Below are 22,790 nucleotides of genomic sequence, written 5' to 3' on the forward strand. Positions count from 1 at the left end.
ATGAGGTACTAAATGGGACAATCAACTGTCACTAAATTTGCTGAAGAATTAGGTTTGCCTGTTGATTTATTAATCGAACAGCTTAAAAGTGCTGGCGTCAATAAATCAGTAGCAGAAGACTCATTAAGCGAAATAGATAAATCAGCGCTTCTCGAATATCTTCGTAAAGAGCATGGCCAAACTCAAGTGCCAAAAAATAAAATCACTTTAACGCACAAACAAAATAAAGAGATTAAAAAAACGGATAGCACAGGACGTGCTCGCACCATTCAAGTTGAAGTTCGCAAAAAACGTGTTCTCGTCAGACGAGAAGATGGACAACCTGTCGATACACCAACTATTGTGGAATCTGCACCCGTTGAGACAGTCGCTAAAGCTCCAACAAGAACACACGTGCTTGGTGAGGAACAGTTATCAATTAGAGAAGATGAAGCTAAGCGACATGCAGCACTTGCAGCAGCTCAAGCCGATGATATTAGAAAAAAACAAGAAGCAGTTGCGAAAGCGAATGAAGCCCCGGCAGCTAAATTAAGTGAAGGCACACTTCATCGCCCCGCTTCTAAAGCAGGGGTTAAAGTTGAGACCAAAGAAAAGCAAGTGGATAAGAGTGAAAAAGATTGGTCCGATCGTGAATTTAAAAAACGTACGCTTAAAGGCCGTGGTGACTCCAGCGCTTCCTCAGGATGGCGCTCACCTAAATCAAAATCAAAATCTCGCGAAGAGAATGAAGAATCAACTTTTGTAGCGCCTACTGAACCGATTATTCGAGACATTCATGTGCCGGAAACGATTTCGGTTGCTGACTTAGCACATAAGATGTCAGTGAAAGCCACTGAAGTCATTAAAGTACTTATGAATATGGGCATGATGGTGACCATTAATCAAATTTTAGATCAAGACACTGGAATGATTGTAGTAGGTGAAATGGGACACACTCCCGTTGCAGCCTTAGATAACGATCCTGACGCGCTGATCGAGCAAGATTCAAATATAGAAGCTATATTCGAAACACGTCCGCCAGTGGTCACTGTCATGGGTCACGTGGATCACGGTAAAACATCATTGCTTGATTATATTAGAACGACACGTGTGGCTTCTGGTGAAGCAGGCGGCATTACACAACATATAGGTGCGTACCATGTAGAAACACCCCGCGGTATGGTGACCTTTTTAGATACACCAGGCCATGAGGCTTTCACTGCAATGCGGGCTCGCGGCGCTAAGGCTACCGACATTGTGATTCTAGTGGTAGCAGCAGATGACGGCGTGATGCCACAAACCATTGAAGCAATTCATCATGCAAAAGCAGGTAATGTGCCTCTAGTGGTTGCAATCAATAAAATTGATAAACCTGAAGCTGCGCCTGAGCGCGTAAAAATGGAACTTGTAGCGCAAGAAGTGGTGCCCGAAGATTTTGGTGGTGACACTATGTTTGTGGAAGTTTCAGCAAAATCAGGACAAGGTATCGATAAACTTCTTGAATCAGTGCTTCTTCAAGCTGAAGTGCTTGAATTAAAAGCACCTAAAAATACGCCTGCCAAAGGTATTGTCATTGAAGGCCGTTTAGATAAAGGTCGAGGTCCTGTAGCAACGATTCTTATTCAGTCAGGTACATTAAAACGTGGCGATACATTGTTAGCGGGATCAGCTTTTGGCCGTATTCGTGCGATGCTTGATGAGACGGGTAAAGAAATTAAAGAAGCTGGACCTTCTATCCCTGTTGAAGTATTAGGTTTAGCAGATGTGCCGAATGCAGGTGAAGAAGTCGTTGTGCTAAATGATGAACGCAAAGCCCGTGAAATTGCTCTATTCCGTCAAGGTAAATTTAGAGATGTGAAGTTAGCAAAACAACAAGCTGCAAAACTTGCAAATATATTTGATCAAATGGCTGAGGGTAATGTAAAAGTTTTACCGCTCATTATTAAATCTGATGTTCAAGGTTCTTACGAAGCGTTATCTACATCATTACAAAAATTATCTACTGACGAAGTTAAAGTAAATGTCATTCACATGGGTGTGGGTGCAGTGACTGAATCTGACGTGAACTTAGCGAGTGCATCGAAAGCCATTCTCATTGCATTTAATGTAAGAGCGGAAGCAGGTGCCCGTAAATTAATAGATTCACTTGAAGTCGATGTGCACTATTACAGTATTATTTACGAAGCTGTCGATCAAGTGAAAGCGGCCCTTGGCGGATTGTTATCACCGGAGCAAAAAGAAAGCGTCATCGGCATGGTTGAAATTCGTGAAGTATTTAAAATTTCTAAACTGGGCTCTATTGCCGGTTGTTATGTTCAAGATGGTGTGATTCGAAGAAGCTCAATGGTGCGTGTCTTAAGAGATAATGTCGTGATTCATTCGGGCGAACTTGATTCATTAAAACGCTTCAAAGACGATGTCAAAGAAGTTAAAAATAATTTTGAGTGCGGACTCTCTATTAAAAACTTTAATGAAATTGAAGTGGGCGATATGCTCGAAGTATTTGAAGTTGTTGAGATCGCGCGTAAACTTTAATCATGGTGAATCGCTCTTATGCGAGAAGTGATCGCATTTCAGAACAAATCAAGCGCGAACTCGCAGAGCTTATTCAGTCAGAATTAAAAGATCCTGCAGTGGGAATGTTGACTATTACTGAAGTGCAAGTTACCCCTGATTTACTCCACGCTAAAATATATTTTACTTCCCCTACTAATGATCCTTTAATCATGCAAGGCCTCGATCGCTCGACAGGTTATTTACGTGCGCAATTATCAAAACGGATGGCAACACGCGGCATTCCACAACTTCATTTTGTGTATGATACGTCGATTGATGAGGGGATGAAGATTTCACAGCTCATCAAAGACGCACTGCCTCCTCAGTAATTTATTTCCATGCAAAAGAAGTCCACGAAGCGCGAGATTGATGGCGTTTTTTTACTTAATAAGCCACTTGGATTTTCATCCAATCAAGCCTTAAAAAAAATTCAATGGTTATTGAACGCAAAAAAAGCAGGACACACAGGCACGCTTGATCCTATGGCCTCAGGGCTGCTCCCTATTTGCATAGGTGAGGCCACAAAATTTTCACATCGCCTTCTTAATGCTAATAAAACTTATATCGCAACAGTTCAATTAGGTGTTACAACTACGACAGGCGACCAAGAAGGAGAAGTGATTTCAAAAAAAGAAGCTGTCTTCAATGAAGCTCAATTAAAAGAAACACTGCAAAAATTTATAGGTGATATTACACAAATACCCCCGATGTATTCTGCATTGAAATTCGAAGGCAGACCTCTCTACGAGTATGCAAGGCAAGGTATTGAAATTGAGCGCAAATCTCGACAAATTACCATTTATGACATCGGGCTTATGGAATTTCAAGGCAGCGTCATGACGATTGAGGTTTCTTGCAGCAAGGGCACTTACATTCGAACTTTGGCAGAAGATATAGGGCACGCACTTGGATGTGGTGCCCATTTAAAAGGTTTGGAACGCACCCAAACGGCCAATTTTCAATTGACAGAGGCTCTGACGATTGAAGCACTTGAAGCTATGGACTCGATATCTCGAGAAAAAGTACTTTTGCCCATAGACGCTCTATTAGAAGGCCTACCATCGATTGAACTAACTTCAGCTGAAACAGAATTGATTAAAAAAGGGCAAAGCATTGATTTTATAAGTAAAAATGAAGAAGAGTTACGTTTATACAGCGTTTCAGGCCAGTTTTTAGGAGTGGGCCAGCCCGACCTTCAAGGACGTCTTTTCCCTAAGCGCTTAATCGCAAATATATTATAAAAAACATATTGTTAAATCAAAAGAATACAATTAAAATACGCGGTTCTGAATGAGGAGAGAAGATTAAATGGCATCAACAGCAGCAGAAAGAGCCAAAGTTGTAAGTGAATATCAACAGGCAAAGAACGATACAGGATCCCCAGAAGTGCAAGTTGCACTTATCACAAGTCGTATTGGTTATTTAACAGACCATTTCAAAACCAATGCAAAAGACCATCACTCACGTCGTGGACTTTTAGCGCTTGTAAGTCAACGTAGAAAATTATTAGATTACCTTAAAGGTAAGAGTTTAGGCCGTTATCAATCATTGATTGAACGCCTTGGTTTACGTAAATAATTTTTTAACTATTTAAATTAATTAGTTTAAGAGATTTATTGATTCGTAAGTTTTGAAGCCGATTGCAATCCTTCTTTAAAGGAAGATGCGTCGGCTTTTTTATTGGATGTTAAATGTTAGTTAATGTATTCGTTATTAAGAAGTGAATAGCGGATGAAAAAAGAAAAGGGTAAATTATGTTTAAAGCAATTAAGAAAAGTATTCAATTTGGTGCACACACCTTAACACTGGAAACAGGTGAAATAGCAAGACAAGCTGATGGCGCAGTATTAGTAAGTTATGGCGATACAGCGGTATTAGTGACAGTTGTAGGAAGACACGATGTAAAAGAAGGCCAAGATTTTTTTCCACTTACAGTTGATTATCAAGAAAAAACATATGCTGCAGGTAAAATTCCTGGCGGTTTTTTCAAACGAGAAGCACGCCCAAGCGAAAAAGAGACACTAACCTCACGTCTAATTGATCGTCCATTACGTCCTTTATTTCCAGAAAGTTTTTACAACGAAATTCAAATCGTAGCGATGGTAGTGTCATCTGACAGTGAAATTGATTCTGATATTCCAGCAATTATTGGTGCTTCAGCTGCATTAGCTATTTCCGGCATTCCTTTCTATGGACCTATTGGTGCTGCGCGCGTCGGATATATTAACGAAGAGTATGTGACGAATCCAACAGCATCACAATTAAAAGAAAGTGAGCTCGATCTTGTGGTTGCGGCAACAGATTCGGCTGTATTGATGGTGGAATCAGAAGCAAAGGAATTACCTGAAAGCGTAATGTTAGGCGCTGTGCTTCATGGTCATAAAGAAATGCAAGCTGTGATTAAAATGATTAATGAACTAGCTAAAGAAGTTGGCAAAGAGCCATGGGATTGGGTTGCTCCTGAGCCTGATAAAGCTCTCATTAAAAAGATTCATGATTTAGCGGCAAAGGATGTGCATGCTGCATTTCAAATTAAATCAAAAGGCGAACGCTCAGCTAAGTTAGATGAAATTAAAAATAAAGTATTCGCAAAGCTTATTACTGAAGATACAGATACTGCTGAAACTAATAAAATTAAAAATGAATTTTTTAATTTAGAAGCAAAAACAGTGCGCACACAAATTTTAGATGGAGAGCCACGCATTGATGGACGCGATACTCGCACAGTCAGACCGATTGCAATTAGATCAAGCGTTCTTCCAAGAACTCATGGTTCAGCACTTTTCACGCGTGGTGAAACACAAGCGCTTGTAGTTGCTACATTAGGTACAGGTCGCGATGAGCAAACTATTGATGCACTTCAAGGTGAGTATTCAGATCGCTTCATGCTTCATTACAATATGCCTCCTTACGCAACGGGCGAAACAGGACGTGTAGGCACACCTAAGCGTCGTGAAATTGGTCATGGTCGATTAGCTAAGCGTGCATTGATTGCAGTACTGCCTTCTAAAGAAGATTTTAGTTATACGATGCGTGTCGTTTCTGAAATTACAGAATCAAATGGATCAAGCTCTATGGCATCTGTATGTGGCGGTTGTTTAGCATTGATGGATGCAGGTGTCCCAATCAAAGCCCACGTAGCAGGCATTGCGATGGGTCTTATCAAAGAAGGTAATCGTGTTGCTGTTCTTACAGATATCTTAGGTGACGAAGATCACTTGGGTGATATGGACTTTAAAGTAGCGGGTACTGAAGACGGTATTACAGCTCTTCAAATGGATATTAAAATTACAGGTATCACAACTGAAATTATGCAAGTTGCATTAAGCCAAGCAAAAGAAGGACGTGAGCATATTTTGGCGATCATGAAAAAAGAAATGAAAGGCAGCCGTCAAGAGCTATCTACATTTGCACCAAGAATTATTACTGTGAAAATTCATCCAGATAAAATTCGTGAAGTGATCGGTAAAGGTGGATCAGTGATTAAAGCCTTGACAGAAGAAACAGGTGCTACGATTGATATCGAAGATGATGGCACTATTAAGATTGCTTGTGTGGATGGTCTTCAAGGCGAAGAAGCAAAGCGCCGTATTTTAGAAATCACAGCAGAAATTGAAGTAGGTCAAATCTATGAAGGCACTGTGATTAAGATGTTAGATTTTGGCGCAATTGTATCTCTTCTTCCTGGTAAAGATGGTTTGCTTCACATTTCACAAATTGCACATCAACGTGTGAATGCAGTGACTGACTTCTTGTCTGAAGGACAAAAAGTTAAAGTGCAAGTGATTGAAGTGGATGATAAAGGCCGTGTTCGCGTAAGTGCTAAAGCACTGATTGAGCCGCCGCCTGCTGAAGAAAAAGCAGAAAGTAAGAAAGAAGACTAATTTGTTTTAGATAGATTTAAGACAATAAAAAACCCGGGAATCCCGGGTTTTTTATTTTAACAAATCATTATCCCGCCATTTGTTTTTCGCGGATTTCATCAAGCGTTTTGCAATCAATGCAAAGTGTTGCGGTAGGACGTGCTTCTAAACGTTTTAAACCGATTTCTTCACCACAGCCTGCGCAGTATCCATAATCTTGGCTTTCGATATTTCTTAAAGTCTCATCTATTTTTTTGATAAGTTTGCGTTCACGATCACGATTTCTAAGTTCAAGCGCCATATCAGATTCTTGGCTTGCGCGATCATTAGGATCTGCATGTGAAGTCAGTTCATCTTGCATCGTGTGCACAGTGCGATCGATATCCTGGCTTAATTCCGCTTTCCATTCATTAAGAATCGAGCGGAAATGATTAAGCTGACTTTTACTCATATAGCCTTCACCTTTTTTAGCTTCATAAGATCTAAATTGTTTTAGGCCTTTTTGAGGTGAGCCTTTAACTTTAAGCGGGACAATTTTTGCAGGGATAGGCTTCTTAGCTACAACCATTTTGGGCGCTGGTTTTTTATTCACTACGACTTTTTTAGCTATAACCTTTTTCGGTGCCGGCTTTTTATTAGCAACGACTTTTTTAGGCGCTGGTTTTTTCTTAGCCACTACTTTTTTAATTGGAGCTTTTTTCTTGGCTACAACTTTTTTAGCTATAACCTTTTTCGGTGCCGGCTTTTTCTTAGCAACGACTTTTTTAGGCGCTGGTTTTTTCTTAGCCACTACTTTTTTAATTGGAGCTTTTTTCTTAGCTACAACTTTTTTAGCTACTTTTTTAACTGCCATTTTTTAATCCTAAAGTAAAAACAAATGAAAATAATCGCGAAAGTTTACACTGATCGACTATGAAAGCAAGATGTAATTGACCTATTTTTACGACTATTTATTGGGTAGATAGCTTTTGTGCGAGAAGCGTATTTTCCATTAATGTTGCAACCGTCATAGGACCTACCCCCCCTGGTACAGGGGTGATAAAACCGGCCCTTGTTTTGGCGATATCAAATTCAATGTCACCTACAATCTTTCCACTCTCAAGCCTGTTAATGCCAATATCAATGACAATTGCCCCAGGTTTAATCCAACTTCCCTTAATCATGCCTGGAATACCAACCGCAGCTATAACGATGTCTGCCAATTCAATTTTTTGTTGGAGATGTTGGGTATAGCGATGACATATAGTGACAGTACAGCCTGCTAACAGAAGCTCTAAGCCCATAGGGCGACCTACATGATTGGATGCACCCACGACGATTGCATCAAGTCCTCGGGTTGAAAGCTGGGTGGCTTCAATAAGTTTCATGACACCGTATGGAGTACAAGATCTTAATTGGGGCTGCCTTATTGCTAAAAGACCAATATTCTTAGGATGAAATCCATCGACATCTTTATGTGGTGAAATAGTCTCAAAAATGACGTCATTATTAATATGAGCAGGCAAAGGCGACTGAACTAAGATGCCGTCGATATTGGCGTCATTATTTAATGTTTCAATAAGCGTTATAAGTTCTTTTTCAGATGTTTCATTAGGTAAATCATAAGCAATCGATTTCACACCTATTTTTTCACAGGCCAACCGTTTATTTTTGACATAGATGGACGACGCAGGATCAGAACCTACAAGAATGACCGCTAAGCTCGGATTTCGAATACCTTCTTTTGATCTCACGCCAATTTCTTTTTTGAGATCTTGAAGAAGATTTTCAGCAACCGATTTTCCATCAATTATCTTGGCTGTCATGGATTGATCAATGAATAAAAGACATCATTTTAACATATTGAATTTTTAACTATATCCATACTGGTTGAATCTTTTGTAAGAAGAGGTATCGAAGAGTATGATTAATATAAATTATTTTTTAAAGGAGCTTAAGGCTATGAAGAAAAGTGTCTGGTTAATTTCACTGGGATTAATTTTTGGTTTAAATACACCTATTTTTGCAGCACATGATGGTGCGGGCGAACATTGTAAAATGCATACAAAAAAATCATTTGAAGAAGCGGATATTGATCGTGATGGAACGCTTGATCGTGAAGAAGCAAAGGTTGTTTGCAAAGAAGATTTCGATCTTATGGATAAAGACCGTGATGGCACATTGTCCAAAGAAGAACTTAATGCATGTAAGGGTAAAAAAGGTAAATCAGGCCATAAAAAAGCCGCTAAACCAGCGTAAATAGAAGAAATCATGAGGGCTAAGATGGCCGCTTCATTTGACCTACGCCCTTAATTAGGCTATATTCTCGGCCTCGGGGTGTAGCGTAGCCTGGTAGCGCGCCTGCTTTGGGAGCAGGATGTCGGGAGTTCGAATCTCTCCACCCCGACCAGATTTAGCATCTTACTTTTTATAGAAAAAAAGGATTTTCTGTAACACGCTTTGTGTTGTTAAGCTGCCCGTAGCTCAACTGGATAGAGCACCAACCTTCTAAGTTGGGGGTTACAGGTTCAATTCCTGTCGGGCAGGCCAATTTTTAGTTCATTGGTGGCTGTAGCTCAGTTGGTAGAGTCCAGGATTGTGATTCCTGTTGTCGTGGGTTCGAGCCCCATCAGCCACCCCAGTTTTTTAAATGCATTGAATCAACAGTTAATAGACGATATAGTCATTTCAACTTTAATTAATGTTTAATGCATGCATGGACGATCAGCAACTTCTTCGATATAGCCGTCATATCTTATTGCCTGATATTGAGTATCAGGGGCAAGAAAAACTTCTTCATAGTCATATTCTTATTGTAGGTGCAGGTGGTTTAGGCGCACCTATTGCAATCTATTGCGCAGCTGCTGGCGTTGGAAAAATGACCATATGTGATTTTGACGATGTAGATTTAAGTAACTTACAAAGACAAATCATTCATGACACACAATCAGTCGGTGTGAATAAAGCCTCTTCCGCAAAACAGTTTATTCAATTACTTAATCCAGATGTAGAAGTTATTGCAGTGACAGAAAAACAAACTGAAGCAAGTATGAAAGTCATTGCAAAAGATGTGGATGTCATTATTGATGGCTCAGATAATTTTGCGACAAGGTATGCGCTTAATCGAATTGCAGTGGAGTTAAAAAAGCCTTTAGTTTCCGGTGCTGCTGTAGGATTTGAGGGCCAGATTAGCGTCTTTGATATGAGACATGATAAGAGCCCTTGTTATCACTGTTTATTTCCAGATACAGGCGATCGCAATGAAACACGCTGTGCTGACAATGGTGTTTTTTCGCCTACAGTAGGCATGATTGGAACTGCTCAAGCTGCTGAAGTAATGAAAATTATTTTAGGTATAGGCGAGTCTTTAGAAGGTCGCTTACTATTGCTTGATGTGAAATCCATGCAATGGAAAAATATCCAACTTAAAAAAGACCCATCCTGCACCGTATGTTCTAAGTGATTTTTTATGGCAGACATCTGCCATGAGGCCTGATATCACTTATCCCTATGTTAAAATGAATCTTTAACAAATCCTCTATGTGTTTTATTCATGGAAAATAATCTGTCTAAACCTTTTAGCCCAAAAGATATTGAAAGTCATTGGTATGATTTTTGGGAATCAAAAGGCTTCTATCAAGCAGGCTTAGATACTAAGCAAAAAAATTCATTTTGTATTTTATTGCCGCCACCCAACGTGACAGGAACGTTGCATATGGGGCATGGATTTAATCAAACTCTGATGGATGCATTAACTCGCTATCACCGCATGAAGGGCGAAAATACCTTATGGCAGCCCGGAACTGATCATGCAGGTATTGCGACACAAATTGTGGTTGAAAGACAGCTTGATAAAGAAGGCATTTCAAGACATGACCTTGGACGAGAAAAGTTTCTAGAAAAAGTATGGGAATGGAAAGCATATTCAGGCGGCACCATTACTGAACAGATGCGTCGCTTAGGGACTTCGCCAGATTGGTCACGCGAACGTTTTACAATGGATGAAGGCTTATCAAAAACGGTGACTGAAACATTTGTCAGTTTATATAAAGAGGGACTCATTTATCGCGGTAAACGTTTAGTGAATTGGGACATTCAATTACAGACAGCGGTATCTGATTTAGAAGTCGTTCAAGAAGAAGAAGATGGATTCTTATGGCATATTCAATACCCACTCGCATCTGGTGAAGGCCATTTAACGGTTGCAACTACCAGGCCGGAAACGATGTTGGGGGATGTAGCTATCATGGTTCATCCCGAGGATGCGCGCTATCAAAAGCTTGTTGGGCAGATGGTAAAGCTCCCTTTATGTGATCGTGATATCCCTATCATCTCAGATGATTATGTAGATCAAACCTTCGGGACAGGTGTTGTGAAAGTGACCCCTGCGCACGATTTCAATGACTACGCAGTGGGCATGCGCCATAAATTACCTATGATAAGTGTTTTGACACTTGACGGACATATTAATGAATCAGCACCAAAAGTTTATCAAGGCCTAGAACGTTTTGCTGCACGTAAAAAAATTGTAGAAGATTTAGAGGCTCAAGGTTTTCTTATAAAAACTGAGAAACATAAACTTAAAATTCCACGAGGTGACAGAACAGATGTGGTGATTGAGCCGATGCTTACCGACCAATGGTTTGTAGCGATGACAAAAAAAACGCATGACGGAAAAAGCATTACAGAAAAAGCACTCGATGTTGTAAAGACAGGTGAAATTAAATTCTACCCAGATAACTGGGTGAACACTTATAACCAGTGGTTAAACAATATTCAGGATTGGTGTATTTCAAGGCAGCTATGGTGGGGGCATCAAATTCCAGCTTGGTATGGTGATGAAGGTCAGATATGGGTTGCACATAACGAGGAAGAAGCAAAAGCTTTAGCAGCAAAAGATGGCTATCAGGGAAATTTAAAGCGTGATCCAGATGTCTTGGATACTTGGTACTCATCCGCACTTTGGCCTTTCTCAACGCTTGATTGGACGCCTGACTATCCAAAAGCATCCAACCCAGCGCTCGATCTTTATTTGCCTTCGACAGTATTGGTGACAGGTTTTGACATTATCTTTTTCTGGGTCGCTCGAATGGTCATGATGACTAAACACATTACTGGAAAAATTCCATTTAAGCATGTGTATGTACATGGACTCATTCGTGATGCAGAAGGTCAGAAGATGAGTAAGTCAAAAGGAAATGTTTTGGATCCTATCGATTTGATCGATGGCATTTCTCTTGAAGCGCTTATTGAAAAAAGAACAACTGGGCTTATGAACCCGAAACAAGCCGAATCCATTACTAAAAAAACACGCAAAGAATTTCCAGAAGGTATCGCTGCATTTGGCACAGACGCCTTACGTTTTACTTATGCGAGTTTAGCAAGTCCAGGACGCGACATTAAATTTGATCTTCAGCGTTGTGAAGGCTATCGAAATTTTTGTAATAAATTATGGAATGCGACACGCTTTGTTCTTATGAACTGCGAAGGCAAAGAAAATGGTTTTGGCGAATGCGTCGATGGTTATCTTGAATTTTCAAAAGCCGATCGTTGGATTGTGAGCGAATTGCAGCAGAGAGAAACTGCTATTGAAAAAGCATTTCTAGATTACCGATTTGATTTATTGTCACAAGAGCTTTACCAATTTGTATGGGATGAATTTTGTGATTGGTATCTTGAGGTTGCTAAAGTTCAATTACAAATGGGTAGCGAAGCAGAGCAAAGAGCAACACGACGAACACTTTTACGTGTACTCGAGATTATTCTGCGATTAATACATCCAGTGATGCCTTTTATTACTGAAGAAATTTGGCAAACGATCGGCCCTATGAATGGGAAAAAAGGCCCTTCGATTATGCTAGAACCTTATCCACAAAGTGACAGCAAAAAAATTGATCAAGAAAGTATTCAATGGATGTCGATTTTAAAAGAGATGGTAGATGTATGCCGAAAACTTCGTGGCGAAATGAATATTTCTCCAGCACAAAAAATTCCACTTGTGATTGCAGGTCATAAAAAATCACTTGAGATTTACGCGCGATATCTTAAAGCACTCGCTAAATTAACTGATGTTGAAATTGTGGAAGAACTTCCAGCCATCGATGCTCCAGTGATGTTAGTCAAGGACTTTAAATTAATGCTTAAGGTTGAGGTGAACGCCGCAGAAGAAAAGGAAAGAATTACAAAAGAGCTTAATCGGATTCAAATTGAAATCCAAAAAGCTAAAGGTAAGCTAGAAAATGCCAGCTTTATAGATAAAGCTCCTGAGGCAGTGGTAAGACAAGAAAAAAAACGTTTAGAAGAGTTCGAGGAAAGCTTTGAAAAGTTAAATGGGCAACTAAAAAAGTTAGCTTAAACGACGTTTCTTGATAAAGAAAGTAATAGCACCATCTTCATCTTGAAGAGATAAAAGCTCATGCCCGGTCTGGCGACAGAATGCATCAAAATCTTTTTTACTTCCAGGGTCTGTGGCAATAATTTTTAAGACCTGATCAGATTTAATTTCATTCAAACCTTTTTTGCATCGCAATATGGGAAGAGGACATTTAAGTCCAGTTGCGTCTACTTCATAATCATAATGCATATTATTTAAGTGCTGAGAAAGTGTAGCCGGCATTTGCCCAAGCAATAACACCGCCTGCTAAGTTATACACATCATGATAATCATGTTCAGCTAAATAAGATGCAGCGTGAGCAGAGCGAACGCCACTATGACAATAAAAAACAATACTCGATTTTTTGGAAAGTTTGTCGAAAGCCTGAGGAAGGCTTACAAGTGGAATATGCTGCGCGCCTTGAATAATACCCCTTGCAACTTCATCATCATTTCTTACATCAATTAAAACTAAATTATCTTGCTTGATCATGCCGTGTAAGGTTGCGGCATCAATAGTCATAAAAGAACTCATGAGGATAGAAGTTTAAATATTAAAGAATTATTTGAATGATCAGCGCAATGACATTTGTTGCAGCAAGCGCTTGAAGACCCCAGAGTGTGAATTTCATACCCTTCACTCTAAGATCGATATTGGGTGTTGCTTCCAGAAAAGCTTTTGCATAAAAAAGTCGGCCCGTAGTAAATACACCACCTAAAAGCAAAACAATCGTCCAATGAATATGGTTGGCTTCAAGGCATCCTAAGAGAATGAGACCTAAAGGAACATATTCCGCAAAGTTTCCGTGTGAACGAATCGCTTGCTGTAAGTCTTCTCGACCGCCATCACCCAAAGACACTTCATTTTGACGTCTTAAGTTAATGACGTTTAATGTTAATTTAACGTATACAAAGGTAAGAATAGCGGCGTAAATAGCAGTAAGTTTTAACATGATGTTTAAATTAAATAATCTAAGATGCCTTCATTATAACATCGAGACAAGTGCTGTATAAATGGGCAGTTAGTTAATTTTTAGTGCAATAGCTTCTTGAAGTTTGAGGGACAGATCTTTTCTTGATTGTGAGGGTTTGATGGGATGCCCAATATCTACCACGACCTCGATTCGATTAGATTTAGCAACTCGCTTAAATGATTGGAGCAGACTCGTAGCGCCATGAAAACTCGTACGATTTGTCAGTACGTTATTCTCTTTATACTTGATTGAGAGAGGCAAAAGTAATTTGTCAGCCTCAAAGGCCGATTGAAATAAGCTGCTCTTAAAAGGAAGCACTTGGTATCCGGTTGACGTAACGCCTTCAGGAAAGATACATATCGATTGTTTTTCATTTTTAAAATGGTGGTTCATCGCTTGAATGACTTCAGGCAAATTTGATTTGCGATTGCGGTCAATAAAAATAGCGCCTGAAATTTTAGCGAGCATTCCAATAATAGGCCATGCTTTGACATCGGTTGCTGACACGAATGTGACGGGCTTTAAAGAAAAGATTACAGGAATATCAAGCCATGAAATATGATTTGAAACGATAAGATAGCTATCTTTACCTAAAAACTTTAAGACTTCGCCAGTGAGTGTAATTTTAATCTCTAAAATACGTAACAGACGTTTCGCCCAGAACTGAATAAGAAGATGCGTGATATTTCTTGGCAGAATAATCATGGTGGCACAAAGGATGACCGCCAGCAGCAGATGCAGCGCCATCAAAATAGATTTAAAAATAAAATTCATAGTGGATTATAAGAGTTCGATGCCGTAGGGCTTCACAATTTTTGCAAAAATATAAAATGCAACTAAGGTCATGACAACGGATATCCCAAGTGTTGGCCAAAAACCAAATCGCTTAAGTAAAAAAGGAAATGCTAGGAACATGGGCAAGGTGGGCACGACATACCAAAAAGTATACCAAGCATGATTTGCAATTTTAGATTCCGGTTGTTTTTCTAAATATAGCCAAATTAAAGTCAACACTGTGACAAGAGGAAGTGCTGCAATGAGCCCGCCTAATCGATCACTTTTCTTAGCCACCTCAGAAATAAAAACAACCATACCTGAGGTGATTAAAAGTTTAAATAAAATCCACATTAACTTTTCTCCTCTTTTGATAATCGAATGACAGGCTTTTCTTCTGGATAAGCTTTTAAATAAACTGCCAAGTCCGGATCCAGGGTATCCCAATTGACCAAGCTTGCTACTTTTTTATAAATTTTATGCATAAAACGATTTCGGTGTTTACAGAAATTTGTAAGATGCACGAGTTCATGACCCGTTTCAATTTTAGCAGGATATGCTGTTTGGCCACTTTGAATTGTTTTGGCACCAATCTTATATGCCCAATTAACGGCTTCAATCCATAAACGGAAATAGATAAACCAATCTCTAGGAGCATCGTAATCAATACCAATAAATTTGTTAATCACACGCTCTTTAAGATCAAAACAAAGCATAAAAGCCACAATTTCTTGAGAAGACTGGTGTCTTAAAATAATAAAGTGCGCTTCTTTTTCGCGAGAAATAAATTCAAAGAATTCAGGCGTGAGCTCTTCAAGTTTAGTTTTACCTTTTAAATAAGTTCTTGAGAATAATCGGTAGAGCTGATGAAGAGTTTGATTATCAGGTAAATGAACTATGCTCACATCAAGGGGGGCTGGAAGTGCTTTCCTTAATTTTTTGCGCAATTGGTATCTTTTAGACTCTTTGAGAGAGTTTATATAATCATCAGCATTTTCGCCTTTTAGTTTTAGAAGTGCCGATGGAAAGCTTACAAGAGGAAATAAATTTTTAGATTTGGAAATAGAAGCAAGTGTTTGATGGTACATAATAGGAAAGTCTTTCCAAACCAACATAGCTGCGTTGTATTTTTGTGCTTGCGTCTCAGCAGCTTCCTGAATACAGAGAAAAATATCATCCTGTGTTACCGTCTGAGCTTTTAAAACTATTGGATCAATCCCGATATGCCCCTCATCAGAACAGGCACTCCCTATAAAAAAAGTACGTTGATATAAGAAAGACGGGATAACTTTGCCGATTAACTTTACGATAGGTAAAATAATAGGAGGCATCACAAGTTCGATGGGCACATCCATTATGAATGCAGGCGCGATGGCGATAGGCTCTCCATTTAAAGAAATCAGACCGTAAGTAAAAGTGAATTGCTCTTCAAGGTGAGCGCACTCGAGTGATCTATACCACCACTGACCTTCGTAAGGTGCTGGAAAGCAACTATCCCATAACGCCTGTGGTATTTGCGATTCAGAATTAAGCCATTCAAGAGAGAGCTGTTGTATCATTTATGAGAATTATACTTAAAACATCTTGATTCTCGAATTATGCAGAAATTTTTATTTTTTTTAATTGCACTTTTTTTTAGTGGCTCACTTTTTGCAGTTCACTCAGATTACTGTGCAAGCTGTGAACGGGACAAACGTGGCAACATTAAAAGAAGTCTTGAAGCTAAGAAAGCTTTCAAAAAAATGCAGCCATGTCCCTCGACAGGCAAGCCATTTGGAGCTTGTCCTGGTTATATTATTGATCACATTATGCCCTTAAAGCGAGGCGGTGCTGATGCTCCATCGAATATGCAATGGCAGACTGTTGAAGAGTCAAAGGAAAAAGATAAATGGGAGTAACTTTTTATATGAACCGTAATTTGAAGTAATATAATCTATATCATGAAACGACAAATATTTTATATCGATTATCCGCAAGAGCATCAAGGCGATGCATTACATGCTTATCAATGTAAGTTTTGCAAAATAGATACCGTAAAAATTAATGGATTACTTGAAAATCATTTACCCAATTGTATCTATAGGACTGAAAAAGAAAAAACGATTACTGAGTAAGTCCTCGACCAATTAAAGCAGCACCAATCACACCCGCTGAATCACCCAGCATGTTTTTAACAATCGGCGTTGAAGGCATGTCATTAAAAATGCGCGCATAAACTTCATTAATACCTTCCTTATATAAACTTTTTTCATTGGAAAGTCCGCCGCCCAATACAACAATATCAGGGTCTAAGATATTAATAAGATTAGCTAGGGCTTGACCAAATCGCGCATAGAAATCTTGTTTAATATTTTTTAGAGATTCGTCTTTCAATGGAGTATTAAAAAAATCAATCGCTGAGAGCTTCTTACCTGTTTTATCTTGAATTCTTTTTTCTAAACCACCACCCGATATAAAACTTTCTACACAGCCATTCGCACCGCAGTAACAAGGATAACCTTGAGGGTCGATCACCATATGACCCCATTCACCAGCAATATTTTGTGGTCCCTGTCTAATTTTTCCATCAAATACAATGCCACCACCACAGCCTGTTCCCATAATGACGCCAAATACAGAAGGATATCCTTTACCCGCTCCCATAATTGATTCTGCAAGAGCAAAACAGTTAGCATCATTTTCAATCAGGATGTCATGCACTAATTTGTCTTCAAGAAGGGATTGGAGCGGTAAGCTATTTAAGCAAAGTGTATTAGAGTTTTTAAGGAGATGTGTTTTCTTCGAGATCGAACCAGGGGTTCCCAAACCTAGCGAATGTGTTTTATTTTGTATAGATACGAGGGCTTTTGTATAGAGTGCATGAATTTGGTTAAAGATATGCGCGCTACCCAAATGGGCTTCAGTAAGTAATCGTTCCCGAAAAAGTATTTTGTCCTGACTGTCTAAGACAGCCACTTCAATCTTAGTGCCACCCAAGTCAATACCGATATGATAATGAGATGCCATTTAATTATTCTGAAAATGACGTCTGATATACCAAATGATGAAAATGATTGCACCACCTGCAATGACATAATGAAATTCATGAAAGTAAACTTTTAATGTGTCCCAGTGCTCACCAAATACCATACCTGTGTATGCGAGTGCCCAGCACCAAATAAACGAGCCAACAAATGTGTAGATAATAAACTTAGTCATATTCATACGCGCAATCCCTGCAGGAAGCGCAATAAAAGTTCGAACAGCCGGAAGGAGGCGGCCTATAAAAATAATAATCTCGCCATAATTTTTAAACCAATCATCCGCCATTTTTAAATCTTTTTTAGAGATGAGAACGAAACGACCATATTTTTCTGCAAGCTGTCTGCCACCTGTTTTTCCAACGTAGTAGGCAGGTATAGAACCCAATACACAGCCTAGTGCGCCCATGAAGGCAACCACCCAGAGCACCATTTCACCTTTAAAAACAAGATACCCTGCGAAAGGCATAATAATTTCAGAGGGCAATGGAATACAGGCTGACTCAATTGCCATCAATAATACGATGCCCCCGTATCCCATAGTGGATATCACACTCATAATCCAAACAGCCAATAATCCAATTAATTTTTCTAGCATCACGCTTAACCTAATCTAAGTTGATATCGAATTCTATCTTATGTTTCATAAACCTTTAGTGAATCCGCAATTTTTTACTATAATGAATTACATAATTTTTAAACAAACATATATGAAACAGATAACGCTATTATTTTTATTTGTCATACTCTCAAGCTGCAGCATGATGACCTATACGAATCAGAGTAAACTATCAAATACGAGCAAAACTTATATTATTAACTGTGCTTTTTGGGATGCTTGTTATGCAAAAGCAGAAAAGTTATGCTCAAGCGGGTATAGCCTTGTAGATAAATCAGCAAGCTTGCCTTACAGTCTAGAAGTTTCATGTAAGTAATTTTTGCTATCAAACGATCAAATCCATCATGCATGAAATAAATGCGCAGAAGCCAAATACGGTAGCTTGGCAGTTTAATCATAGCTATACAAAATTACCCAAGGATTTTTTTGTTGAACAGCTCCCAGTAAAAGTATCGAATCCAAAACTTATTTTATTAAACGAGCCCTTATTAAAATCTCTAGGATTAGATAAAGAAGGCTTAAGTCGAGAGGCTTGGGGTAATATTTTTTCTGGGAATGAACTGCCTGAAAAAGCCCACCCTATTGCAGAAGCCTATGCAGGACATCAATTTGGACACTTTGTCATATTAGGTGATGGCCGAGCTGTTCTCTTGGGCGAACACGTCAGTCCGGACGGGGATCATTTTGATATCCAATTTAAAGGAACAGGACAAACACCTTATTCTAGACGTGGCGATGGTCGCGCCGCATTAGGGCCTATGTTAAGAGAGTTCATCATTAGTGAAGCGATGTTCGCACTTAAGATTCCTACCACAAGAAGTTTGGCAGTAGTGACGACAGGAGAGAGTGTGATGCGAGATGAAGTGTTGCCTGGCGCGATACTCACGCGCGTAGCGAAAAGCCATATTCGTGTAGGTACTTTTCAATTTGCTTCCACATTAAATGATATTAATAAATTAAAAGCACTCGCAGATTATACGATTGATCGTCACTATCCTGAGTGCAAAGCAAAGGACAATCCCTACCTCGCATTTTTAAATGCAGTGATTGAAAGACAAGCGTTGCTTCTTAGTCAATGGATGCATGTAGGTTTTATTCATGGCGTTATGAATACAGATAATATGTCCATCAGTGGTGAAACAATTGATTATGGTCCTTGCGCGTTTATGGATCGTTATCATCCTGAAACTGTGTTCAGTTCCATTGATCGTCATGGTCGTTATGCATATGCGAACCAACCCCCCATAGCGCAGTGGAATCTAGCAAGATTTGCAGAGACCTTAATCCCACTTATTGATCACAATACTGATAAATCAATTGAATTGGCTTCTCAGTCTGTTAATAATTTCTCAGATCAGTTTCAAAGAGCTTGGCTAAGAGGTATGCAACAGAAACTAGGTTTATTTAATGAGGGCGCAAGCCATATTGAATTAATCAATGAATTACTAGTGCTTATGCAAAAAAATAGAGCTGACTATACCCTTACATTTAGACATCTTTCGTCGGATGCAATTTTAAAAGATACTATTTTTAAAGATGCATCATTTAAAGTTTGGTATAAAAACTGGATACATTGCATTCAAAAACAAAAAGAAGGTGAAGAGACGTCAAAACTCATGATGTTAAAACATAATCCAGCGGTCATTCCACGGAATTATTTAGTGGAGAAAGCTTTATCACTAGCAGTGGTGGATCAGGACTACCATTTCTTAAATGATTTTATTGCAGCGCTTTTAAAGCCTTACGAAGAATCGAAAGTATTTGGTGAGCCACCCATAGAGGAAGATAAGTCTTATCAAACATTTTGTGGGACTTAAAAAATAAAATCACACATAAGGCCTGTAAGCCTTATGTGTGAAGATTGAAACTATTTCGTTTTTTTAGCTTTAGGTGCTTCTTTTACTTTTGAAGGCTTAACAGATTTTGCGAGTTGCGCTTTAAGATCTTCAAGATCCTTGCTTTGAGCCGTTACTTTTGCTTCTAAGTCAGATACAACAGCTTTCTTTTGAGCGTCAGCTTTTTCATAGTCAGTCACTTTTTGGTTGAGCGTTGCAATTTGACCATTTAGATTTTTAATTTCTGCAGTTTGTAAGCTCAATTGATCTTCAGCGTTATAAGCGCTATAAGAAAAGTAACCCGCTACTGCGATTAGGATTGCAATGATGATGTTTTTAAAAGTGCCAGAGTTTTCCATCTATGATTCCTTCATGATTATGTTAAATTTTAAAGTATGTGTTTATACACATACCCTTTAGGTAGGCATGATATAAGAAAGTTCAGCAATCTCAAAGCAAACGAAGGTTTTTGAGAAAATAAAAAACCCGCCTATAAAGCGGGTTTTCTTTAAAAGAAGCAATCAACTATTTTGAAGCGATCACTTTTGCAGCTTTTGAACAGAGTTCACCGCTTGATTTATTCACCATACCTAAAACATCTTCTGAACGAAGATTAGCTTGGGATAGAGCTTTTTCAGCTTCTGTCTGAGATTTGCAAGCAAGAGCAAAATCGTTATTTTTAATAGCGATAACGCTTAAATTTTGTAAGCGTGCTGCGCGTTCTAATTCGTGAAGTTTTTCATTGCTTTGAATGAATGTGGATGCAGCCACTGTAGTTGAGATTGCTGCAACAGCAGCGACAATAATAAGACTTAAACGTACTGACTTTTTCATTTCTTTATCCTTTTGGGTTGTATTAATTAGGTGCACTTTTGATGCACATGATCATCTTAGTAGATAATTGTTAACAAATTATGACATTGGCATATCTTCTGCTTCAGAAAAATTACTAAGCTATAAATAAAAAAAGCCAGCGAGAGCTGGCTTTTTAATTTGTTCTAAATTATTTAGATTGTGTTTTTAAAGCCTTGTTGCAAAGCTCTTGATTGCTCTTATGAATCATGCCAAATAAGTCTTCAGATTTTGAGTGAACTTTACCTAAATACTCTTCTGCTTCAGTTTGTGATTTGCAAGCAAGAACATAATCTTTATTAACAATAGCAATTAAAGTTAAATTTTGTAAGCGTGAAACAGCCTCTAATTCTTTAATCTTTGTTCTGGCACCAACATATTTAAATGCTACTGCTGCTGTGGCAACCAATCCAATAAGTGCAACTGCTATTGTTACTTTTGTATTTTTTTTCATTACTTTCCTTAGTTAGTGCTTTTTAAAATTTGAATGGTGGCCAGGGGCAGAATCGAACTGCCGACACGCGGATTTTCAATCCGCTGCTCTACCGACTGAGCTACCTGGCCATATAGAACCCCACGACAAAAACCGTGAAGAAGCGGAATTATAGCAAAAATGGTGACTTTTACCGAGTTTTAGCCTTGAAAAGCGGGGTTTTAAGTGTCTTTTAATAAGACGGTGGCGTTCGGAGAAGTCTTTTAAAAGAAAATTCAAGGTTAAGGGTAAGTGTCAAAAGATTTGACGGCGATCTCAATACGATTAAATATTAATAATCCAAAGGAGAATCTTTAAAGACCTTATTAAACACCTTCATTTTCTTAGCAAATTTGGTTAAAACTGTATTGAGTTCTTCCAATTCTTCAATGTTTAGTTTTTTTAATGTTGATGGTATTGCACCTTCTGGCGATTTTGGAGCTTTAGCCATTAATTGCTTACCTTTTGATGTAATAGCTAAAAGAATCTTTCTTTCATCTGTTGCGCTTCGAGTTTTTTCTACAAGACCTTTTTTAATTAGCTTATTTACAAGAATACTGCATGTAGAAACATGAAGTGTGAGGTTCTTTGCTAACTCCGAATTACTTATTCCACTGAAATTATAAATTTGCTGCATGATCCAAAGCTGAGAGCCAGAAAGACCTGTTTTCTTAACGTTATCTTTTAGTTCAGATTTAGCCTGAATATAGATTTCTCTAAAATGTTTTAAGACTTCTTTTTGCAATTTGATTTTCATACCTTTTATTTTAAAGCTTAATACATATTTAATACATACTAAGTATACATACTATTGTTACATACTTTTATAACAAATAGTTTGACATAAAATTAAATATAGATTTTAATTCTATTTTAAAGTAATCGAGCGAATTCAATTTTATGATTAATTCTCAATATCGACTGACGCCGACACCATTATCTGAACCTAGCTGCACTATTTCTATGGCTCGAAGTTTAGATAAGGATCGTTCAGACATGCAGCAGTTCATTTCTCACAATTTTTACCAAGCTTATCAGGCAGAAGTTGACCATTTTGCTGATCTTCTCATTGGGTGCAAAAGTAATGAAGATCATCATTGGATGGCAACTTTTGGCATGTCTAACTTAGCAGATAAAAAAGCTTATTTAGAGCAATATCTTGATCAACCCATAGAAAGTTATATCGCATTTATGACTGGGCAAAAAGTTGAGCGTAGTGAAATATTTGAATTAGGTAATCTTGCAGCCGAATATCCTGGCGCTACAAGAAGATTAATTAAAAAGATGACATCAATGATCTACAATCAAGGAGGAAGGTGGGTAGTATTTACCGCTAATAATTTAGTGCTTAATGCATTTCATAAATTAGATCTCAATCCCCAAGTAATTTCTAAAGCTGATCCTGACCTTTTGCCTAATCACGGCATCAATTGGGGCCTATATTATGAAACAAAACCGCAAGTGATGTTCATCGAAGTCCCTTCTCATATTTAA

27 protein-coding genes and 4 tRNA genes are annotated in these 22,790 nt (G+C 38.5%); 16 read left to right on the forward strand and 15 right to left on the reverse strand.

Annotated features, from left to right (window positions below):
• The first annotated feature begins 12 nt into the window (after nucleotides 1-12).
• The 5 genes from infB to pnp all read left to right on the forward strand — a co-directional run bounded on the left by infB (nucleotide 13) and on the right by pnp (nucleotide 6,419).
• The gene (infB, locus tag FIT70_RS00300) at nucleotides 13-2,514 is read left to right on the forward strand and encodes a translation initiation factor IF-2 (RefSeq protein ID WP_139866627.1); all 2,502 of its coding nucleotides are present in this window, start codon (nucleotides 13-15) and stop codon (nucleotides 2,512-2,514) included.
• Between the two features lie 2 nt (nucleotides 2,515-2,516).
• Nucleotides 2,517-2,864 (forward strand): 30S ribosome-binding factor RbfA, encoded by a 348-nt coding sequence (gene rbfA, locus FIT70_RS00305; RefSeq protein WP_317615392.1) that lies wholly within the window; start codon nucleotides 2,517-2,519, stop codon nucleotides 2,862-2,864.
• Nucleotides 2,865-2,873: 9 nt separating this feature from the next.
• Nucleotides 2,874-3,776 (forward strand): tRNA pseudouridine(55) synthase TruB, encoded by a 903-nt coding sequence (gene truB, locus FIT70_RS00310; RefSeq protein WP_139930263.1) that lies wholly within the window; start codon nucleotides 2,874-2,876, stop codon nucleotides 3,774-3,776.
• Between the two features lie 67 nt (nucleotides 3,777-3,843).
• Nucleotides 3,844-4,113, forward strand: coding sequence for a 30S ribosomal protein S15 (gene rpsO, locus FIT70_RS00315; protein WP_046486665.1), 270 nt, complete (start codon nucleotides 3,844-3,846; stop codon nucleotides 4,111-4,113).
• 176 nt (nucleotides 4,114-4,289) lie between these two features.
• The gene (gene pnp / locus FIT70_RS00320) at nucleotides 4,290-6,419 is read left to right on the forward strand and encodes a polyribonucleotide nucleotidyltransferase (protein ID WP_028818164.1); all 2,130 of its coding nucleotides are present in this window, start codon (nucleotides 4,290-4,292) and stop codon (nucleotides 6,417-6,419) included.
• Between the two features lie 67 nt (nucleotides 6,420-6,486).
• Here pnp and dksA read toward each other — a convergent pair whose 3' ends face one another.
• Nucleotides 6,487-6,849, reverse strand: coding sequence for an RNA polymerase-binding protein DksA (dksA, locus tag FIT70_RS00325; RefSeq protein WP_049814329.1), 363 nt, complete (start codon nucleotides 6,847-6,849; stop codon nucleotides 6,487-6,489).
• A gap of 499 nt (nucleotides 6,850-7,348) precedes the next feature.
• Nucleotides 7,349-8,203: a bifunctional methylenetetrahydrofolate dehydrogenase/methenyltetrahydrofolate cyclohydrolase FolD gene (folD, locus tag FIT70_RS00330; protein WP_139930265.1), complete on the reverse strand. Its 855-nt coding sequence runs from the start codon at nucleotides 8,201-8,203 to the stop codon at nucleotides 7,349-7,351.
• A 136-nt stretch (nucleotides 8,204-8,339) separates the two neighbouring features.
• On the opposite strand from folD, the gene FIT70_RS00335 reads away from it, so the two are divergent.
• The 6 genes from FIT70_RS00335 (at nucleotide 8,340) to FIT70_RS00360 (ending at nucleotide 12,732) form a co-directional block, all read left to right on the forward strand.
• Nucleotides 8,340-8,636, forward strand: a complete 297-nt coding sequence (locus tag FIT70_RS00335; protein ID WP_189340241.1) for an EF-hand domain-containing protein — start codon at nucleotides 8,340-8,342, stop codon at nucleotides 8,634-8,636.
• 74 nt (nucleotides 8,637-8,710) lie between these two features.
• Nucleotides 8,711-8,787: transfer RNA gene (locus FIT70_RS00340), tRNA-Pro, on the forward strand.
• Nucleotides 8,788-8,850: 63 nt separating this feature from the next.
• A tRNA-Arg gene (locus FIT70_RS00345) sits at nucleotides 8,851-8,927 on the forward strand.
• A gap of 15 nt (nucleotides 8,928-8,942) precedes the next feature.
• Nucleotides 8,943-9,018 (forward strand) — tRNA-His (locus FIT70_RS00350).
• Between the two features lie 75 nt (nucleotides 9,019-9,093).
• Nucleotides 9,094-9,840 (forward strand): HesA/MoeB/ThiF family protein, encoded by a 747-nt coding sequence (locus tag FIT70_RS00355; RefSeq protein ID WP_139872306.1) that lies wholly within the window; start codon nucleotides 9,094-9,096, stop codon nucleotides 9,838-9,840.
• 90 nt (nucleotides 9,841-9,930) lie between these two features.
• Nucleotides 9,931-12,732 carry a valine--tRNA ligase gene (locus tag FIT70_RS00360; RefSeq protein ID WP_139930267.1) on the forward strand — a complete coding sequence of 934 codons (2,802 nt, stop codon included), beginning with the start codon at nucleotides 9,931-9,933 and terminating at the stop codon, nucleotides 12,730-12,732.
• Here FIT70_RS00360 and FIT70_RS00365 read toward each other — a convergent pair.
• The 6 genes from FIT70_RS00365 to FIT70_RS00390 all read right to left on the reverse strand — a co-directional run bounded on the left by FIT70_RS00365 (nucleotide 12,724) and on the right by FIT70_RS00390 (nucleotide 16,057).
• Complete coding sequence (locus tag FIT70_RS00365; RefSeq protein ID WP_028818118.1) at nucleotides 12,724-12,960, reverse strand: sulfurtransferase TusA family protein; 237 nt, start codon at nucleotides 12,958-12,960, stop codon at nucleotides 12,724-12,726. The genes FIT70_RS00360 and FIT70_RS00365 overlap by 9 nt on opposite strands.
• A gap of 1 nt (nucleotide 12,961) precedes the next feature.
• Nucleotides 12,962-13,285, reverse strand: coding sequence for a rhodanese-like domain-containing protein (locus FIT70_RS00370; protein ID WP_139866640.1), 324 nt, complete (start codon nucleotides 13,283-13,285; stop codon nucleotides 12,962-12,964).
• 19 nt (nucleotides 13,286-13,304) lie between these two features.
• Nucleotides 13,305-13,703: an MAPEG family protein gene (locus FIT70_RS00375; RefSeq protein WP_139930269.1), complete on the reverse strand. Its 399-nt coding sequence runs from the start codon at nucleotides 13,701-13,703 to the stop codon at nucleotides 13,305-13,307.
• A 69-nt stretch (nucleotides 13,704-13,772) separates the two neighbouring features.
• Nucleotides 13,773-14,498 (reverse strand): lysophospholipid acyltransferase family protein, encoded by a 726-nt coding sequence (locus FIT70_RS00380; protein ID WP_139930271.1) that lies wholly within the window; start codon nucleotides 14,496-14,498, stop codon nucleotides 13,773-13,775.
• A 6-nt stretch (nucleotides 14,499-14,504) separates the two neighbouring features.
• Nucleotides 14,505-14,852 carry a DUF3147 family protein gene (locus tag FIT70_RS00385; protein WP_139866646.1) on the reverse strand — a complete coding sequence of 116 codons (348 nt, stop codon included), beginning with the start codon at nucleotides 14,850-14,852 and terminating at the stop codon, nucleotides 14,505-14,507.
• Nucleotides 14,852-16,057: a GNAT family N-acetyltransferase gene (locus FIT70_RS00390; RefSeq protein ID WP_139869918.1), complete on the reverse strand. Its 1,206-nt coding sequence runs from the start codon at nucleotides 16,055-16,057 to the stop codon at nucleotides 14,852-14,854. Before FIT70_RS00390 ends, FIT70_RS00385 begins: the two co-directional genes overlap by 1 nt.
• Nucleotides 16,058-16,096: 39 nt before the next feature.
• On the opposite strand from FIT70_RS00390, the gene FIT70_RS06930 reads away from it, so the two are divergent.
• Nucleotides 16,097-16,396 carry an HNH endonuclease signature motif containing protein gene (locus tag FIT70_RS06930; RefSeq protein WP_223257736.1) on the forward strand — a complete coding sequence of 100 codons (300 nt, stop codon included), beginning with the start codon at nucleotides 16,097-16,099 and terminating at the stop codon, nucleotides 16,394-16,396.
• Between the two features lie 42 nt (nucleotides 16,397-16,438).
• A complete protein-coding gene (locus tag FIT70_RS06875) occupies nucleotides 16,439-16,612 on the forward strand; it encodes a hypothetical protein (RefSeq protein WP_189340854.1) in 174 nt (57 codons plus the stop codon).
• Here FIT70_RS06875 and FIT70_RS00400 read toward each other — a convergent pair.
• Both FIT70_RS00400 and FIT70_RS00405 read right to left on the reverse strand, forming a co-directional pair.
• Nucleotides 16,602-17,504 carry an ROK family protein gene (locus FIT70_RS00400; RefSeq protein ID WP_139869919.1) on the reverse strand — a complete coding sequence of 301 codons (903 nt, stop codon included), beginning with the start codon at nucleotides 17,502-17,504 and terminating at the stop codon, nucleotides 16,602-16,604. The genes FIT70_RS06875 and FIT70_RS00400 overlap by 11 nt on opposite strands.
• The gene (locus tag FIT70_RS00405; RefSeq protein ID WP_028818125.1) at nucleotides 17,505-18,116 is read right to left on the reverse strand and encodes a DedA family protein; all 612 of its coding nucleotides are present in this window, start codon (nucleotides 18,114-18,116) and stop codon (nucleotides 17,505-17,507) included. It lies immediately after the preceding gene.
• Between the two features lie 112 nt (nucleotides 18,117-18,228).
• Here FIT70_RS00405 and FIT70_RS00410 point away from each other — a divergent pair, with 112 nt between their 5' ends.
• Both FIT70_RS00410 and FIT70_RS00415 read left to right on the forward strand, forming a co-directional pair.
• Nucleotides 18,229-18,453 carry a hypothetical protein gene (locus FIT70_RS00410; RefSeq protein ID WP_139869920.1) on the forward strand — a complete coding sequence of 75 codons (225 nt, stop codon included), beginning with the start codon at nucleotides 18,229-18,231 and terminating at the stop codon, nucleotides 18,451-18,453.
• Between the two features lie 28 nt (nucleotides 18,454-18,481).
• Nucleotides 18,482-19,954 carry a protein adenylyltransferase SelO gene (locus FIT70_RS00415; RefSeq protein ID WP_139930273.1) on the forward strand — a complete coding sequence of 491 codons (1,473 nt, stop codon included), beginning with the start codon at nucleotides 18,482-18,484 and terminating at the stop codon, nucleotides 19,952-19,954.
• 50 nt (nucleotides 19,955-20,004) lie between these two features.
• On the opposite strand, the gene FIT70_RS00420 is transcribed toward FIT70_RS00415, so the two are convergent.
• From FIT70_RS00420 to FIT70_RS00440, 5 genes are all read right to left on the reverse strand, one after another.
• Nucleotides 20,005-20,331 carry a hypothetical protein gene (locus FIT70_RS00420; RefSeq protein WP_139930274.1) on the reverse strand — a complete coding sequence of 109 codons (327 nt, stop codon included), beginning with the start codon at nucleotides 20,329-20,331 and terminating at the stop codon, nucleotides 20,005-20,007.
• A 166-nt stretch (nucleotides 20,332-20,497) separates the two neighbouring features.
• Nucleotides 20,498-20,806, reverse strand: a complete 309-nt coding sequence (locus FIT70_RS00425) for a hypothetical protein (RefSeq protein ID WP_049814323.1) — start codon at nucleotides 20,804-20,806, stop codon at nucleotides 20,498-20,500.
• A gap of 169 nt (nucleotides 20,807-20,975) precedes the next feature.
• Nucleotides 20,976-21,278, reverse strand: a complete 303-nt coding sequence (locus tag FIT70_RS00430; RefSeq protein WP_139869923.1) for a hypothetical protein — start codon at nucleotides 21,276-21,278, stop codon at nucleotides 20,976-20,978.
• A gap of 34 nt (nucleotides 21,279-21,312) precedes the next feature.
• A tRNA-Phe gene (locus FIT70_RS00435) sits at nucleotides 21,313-21,388 on the reverse strand.
• Nucleotides 21,389-21,588: 200 nt separating this feature from the next.
• Complete coding sequence (locus FIT70_RS00440) at nucleotides 21,589-22,053, reverse strand: MarR family winged helix-turn-helix transcriptional regulator (RefSeq protein ID WP_139930276.1); 465 nt, start codon at nucleotides 22,051-22,053, stop codon at nucleotides 21,589-21,591.
• 143 nt (nucleotides 22,054-22,196) lie between these two features.
• Between FIT70_RS00440 and FIT70_RS00445 the strand changes: the two genes are divergently transcribed.
• The gene (locus tag FIT70_RS00445; protein ID WP_139884158.1) at nucleotides 22,197-22,790 is read left to right on the forward strand and encodes a thermostable hemolysin; all 594 of its coding nucleotides are present in this window, start codon (nucleotides 22,197-22,199) and stop codon (nucleotides 22,788-22,790) included.

The sequence above is a fragment of the Candidatus Methylopumilus universalis genome (genome assembly GCF_006364435.1).
GTDB classification, from domain to species: domain Bacteria; phylum Pseudomonadota; class Gammaproteobacteria; order Burkholderiales; family Methylophilaceae; genus Methylopumilus; species Methylopumilus universalis.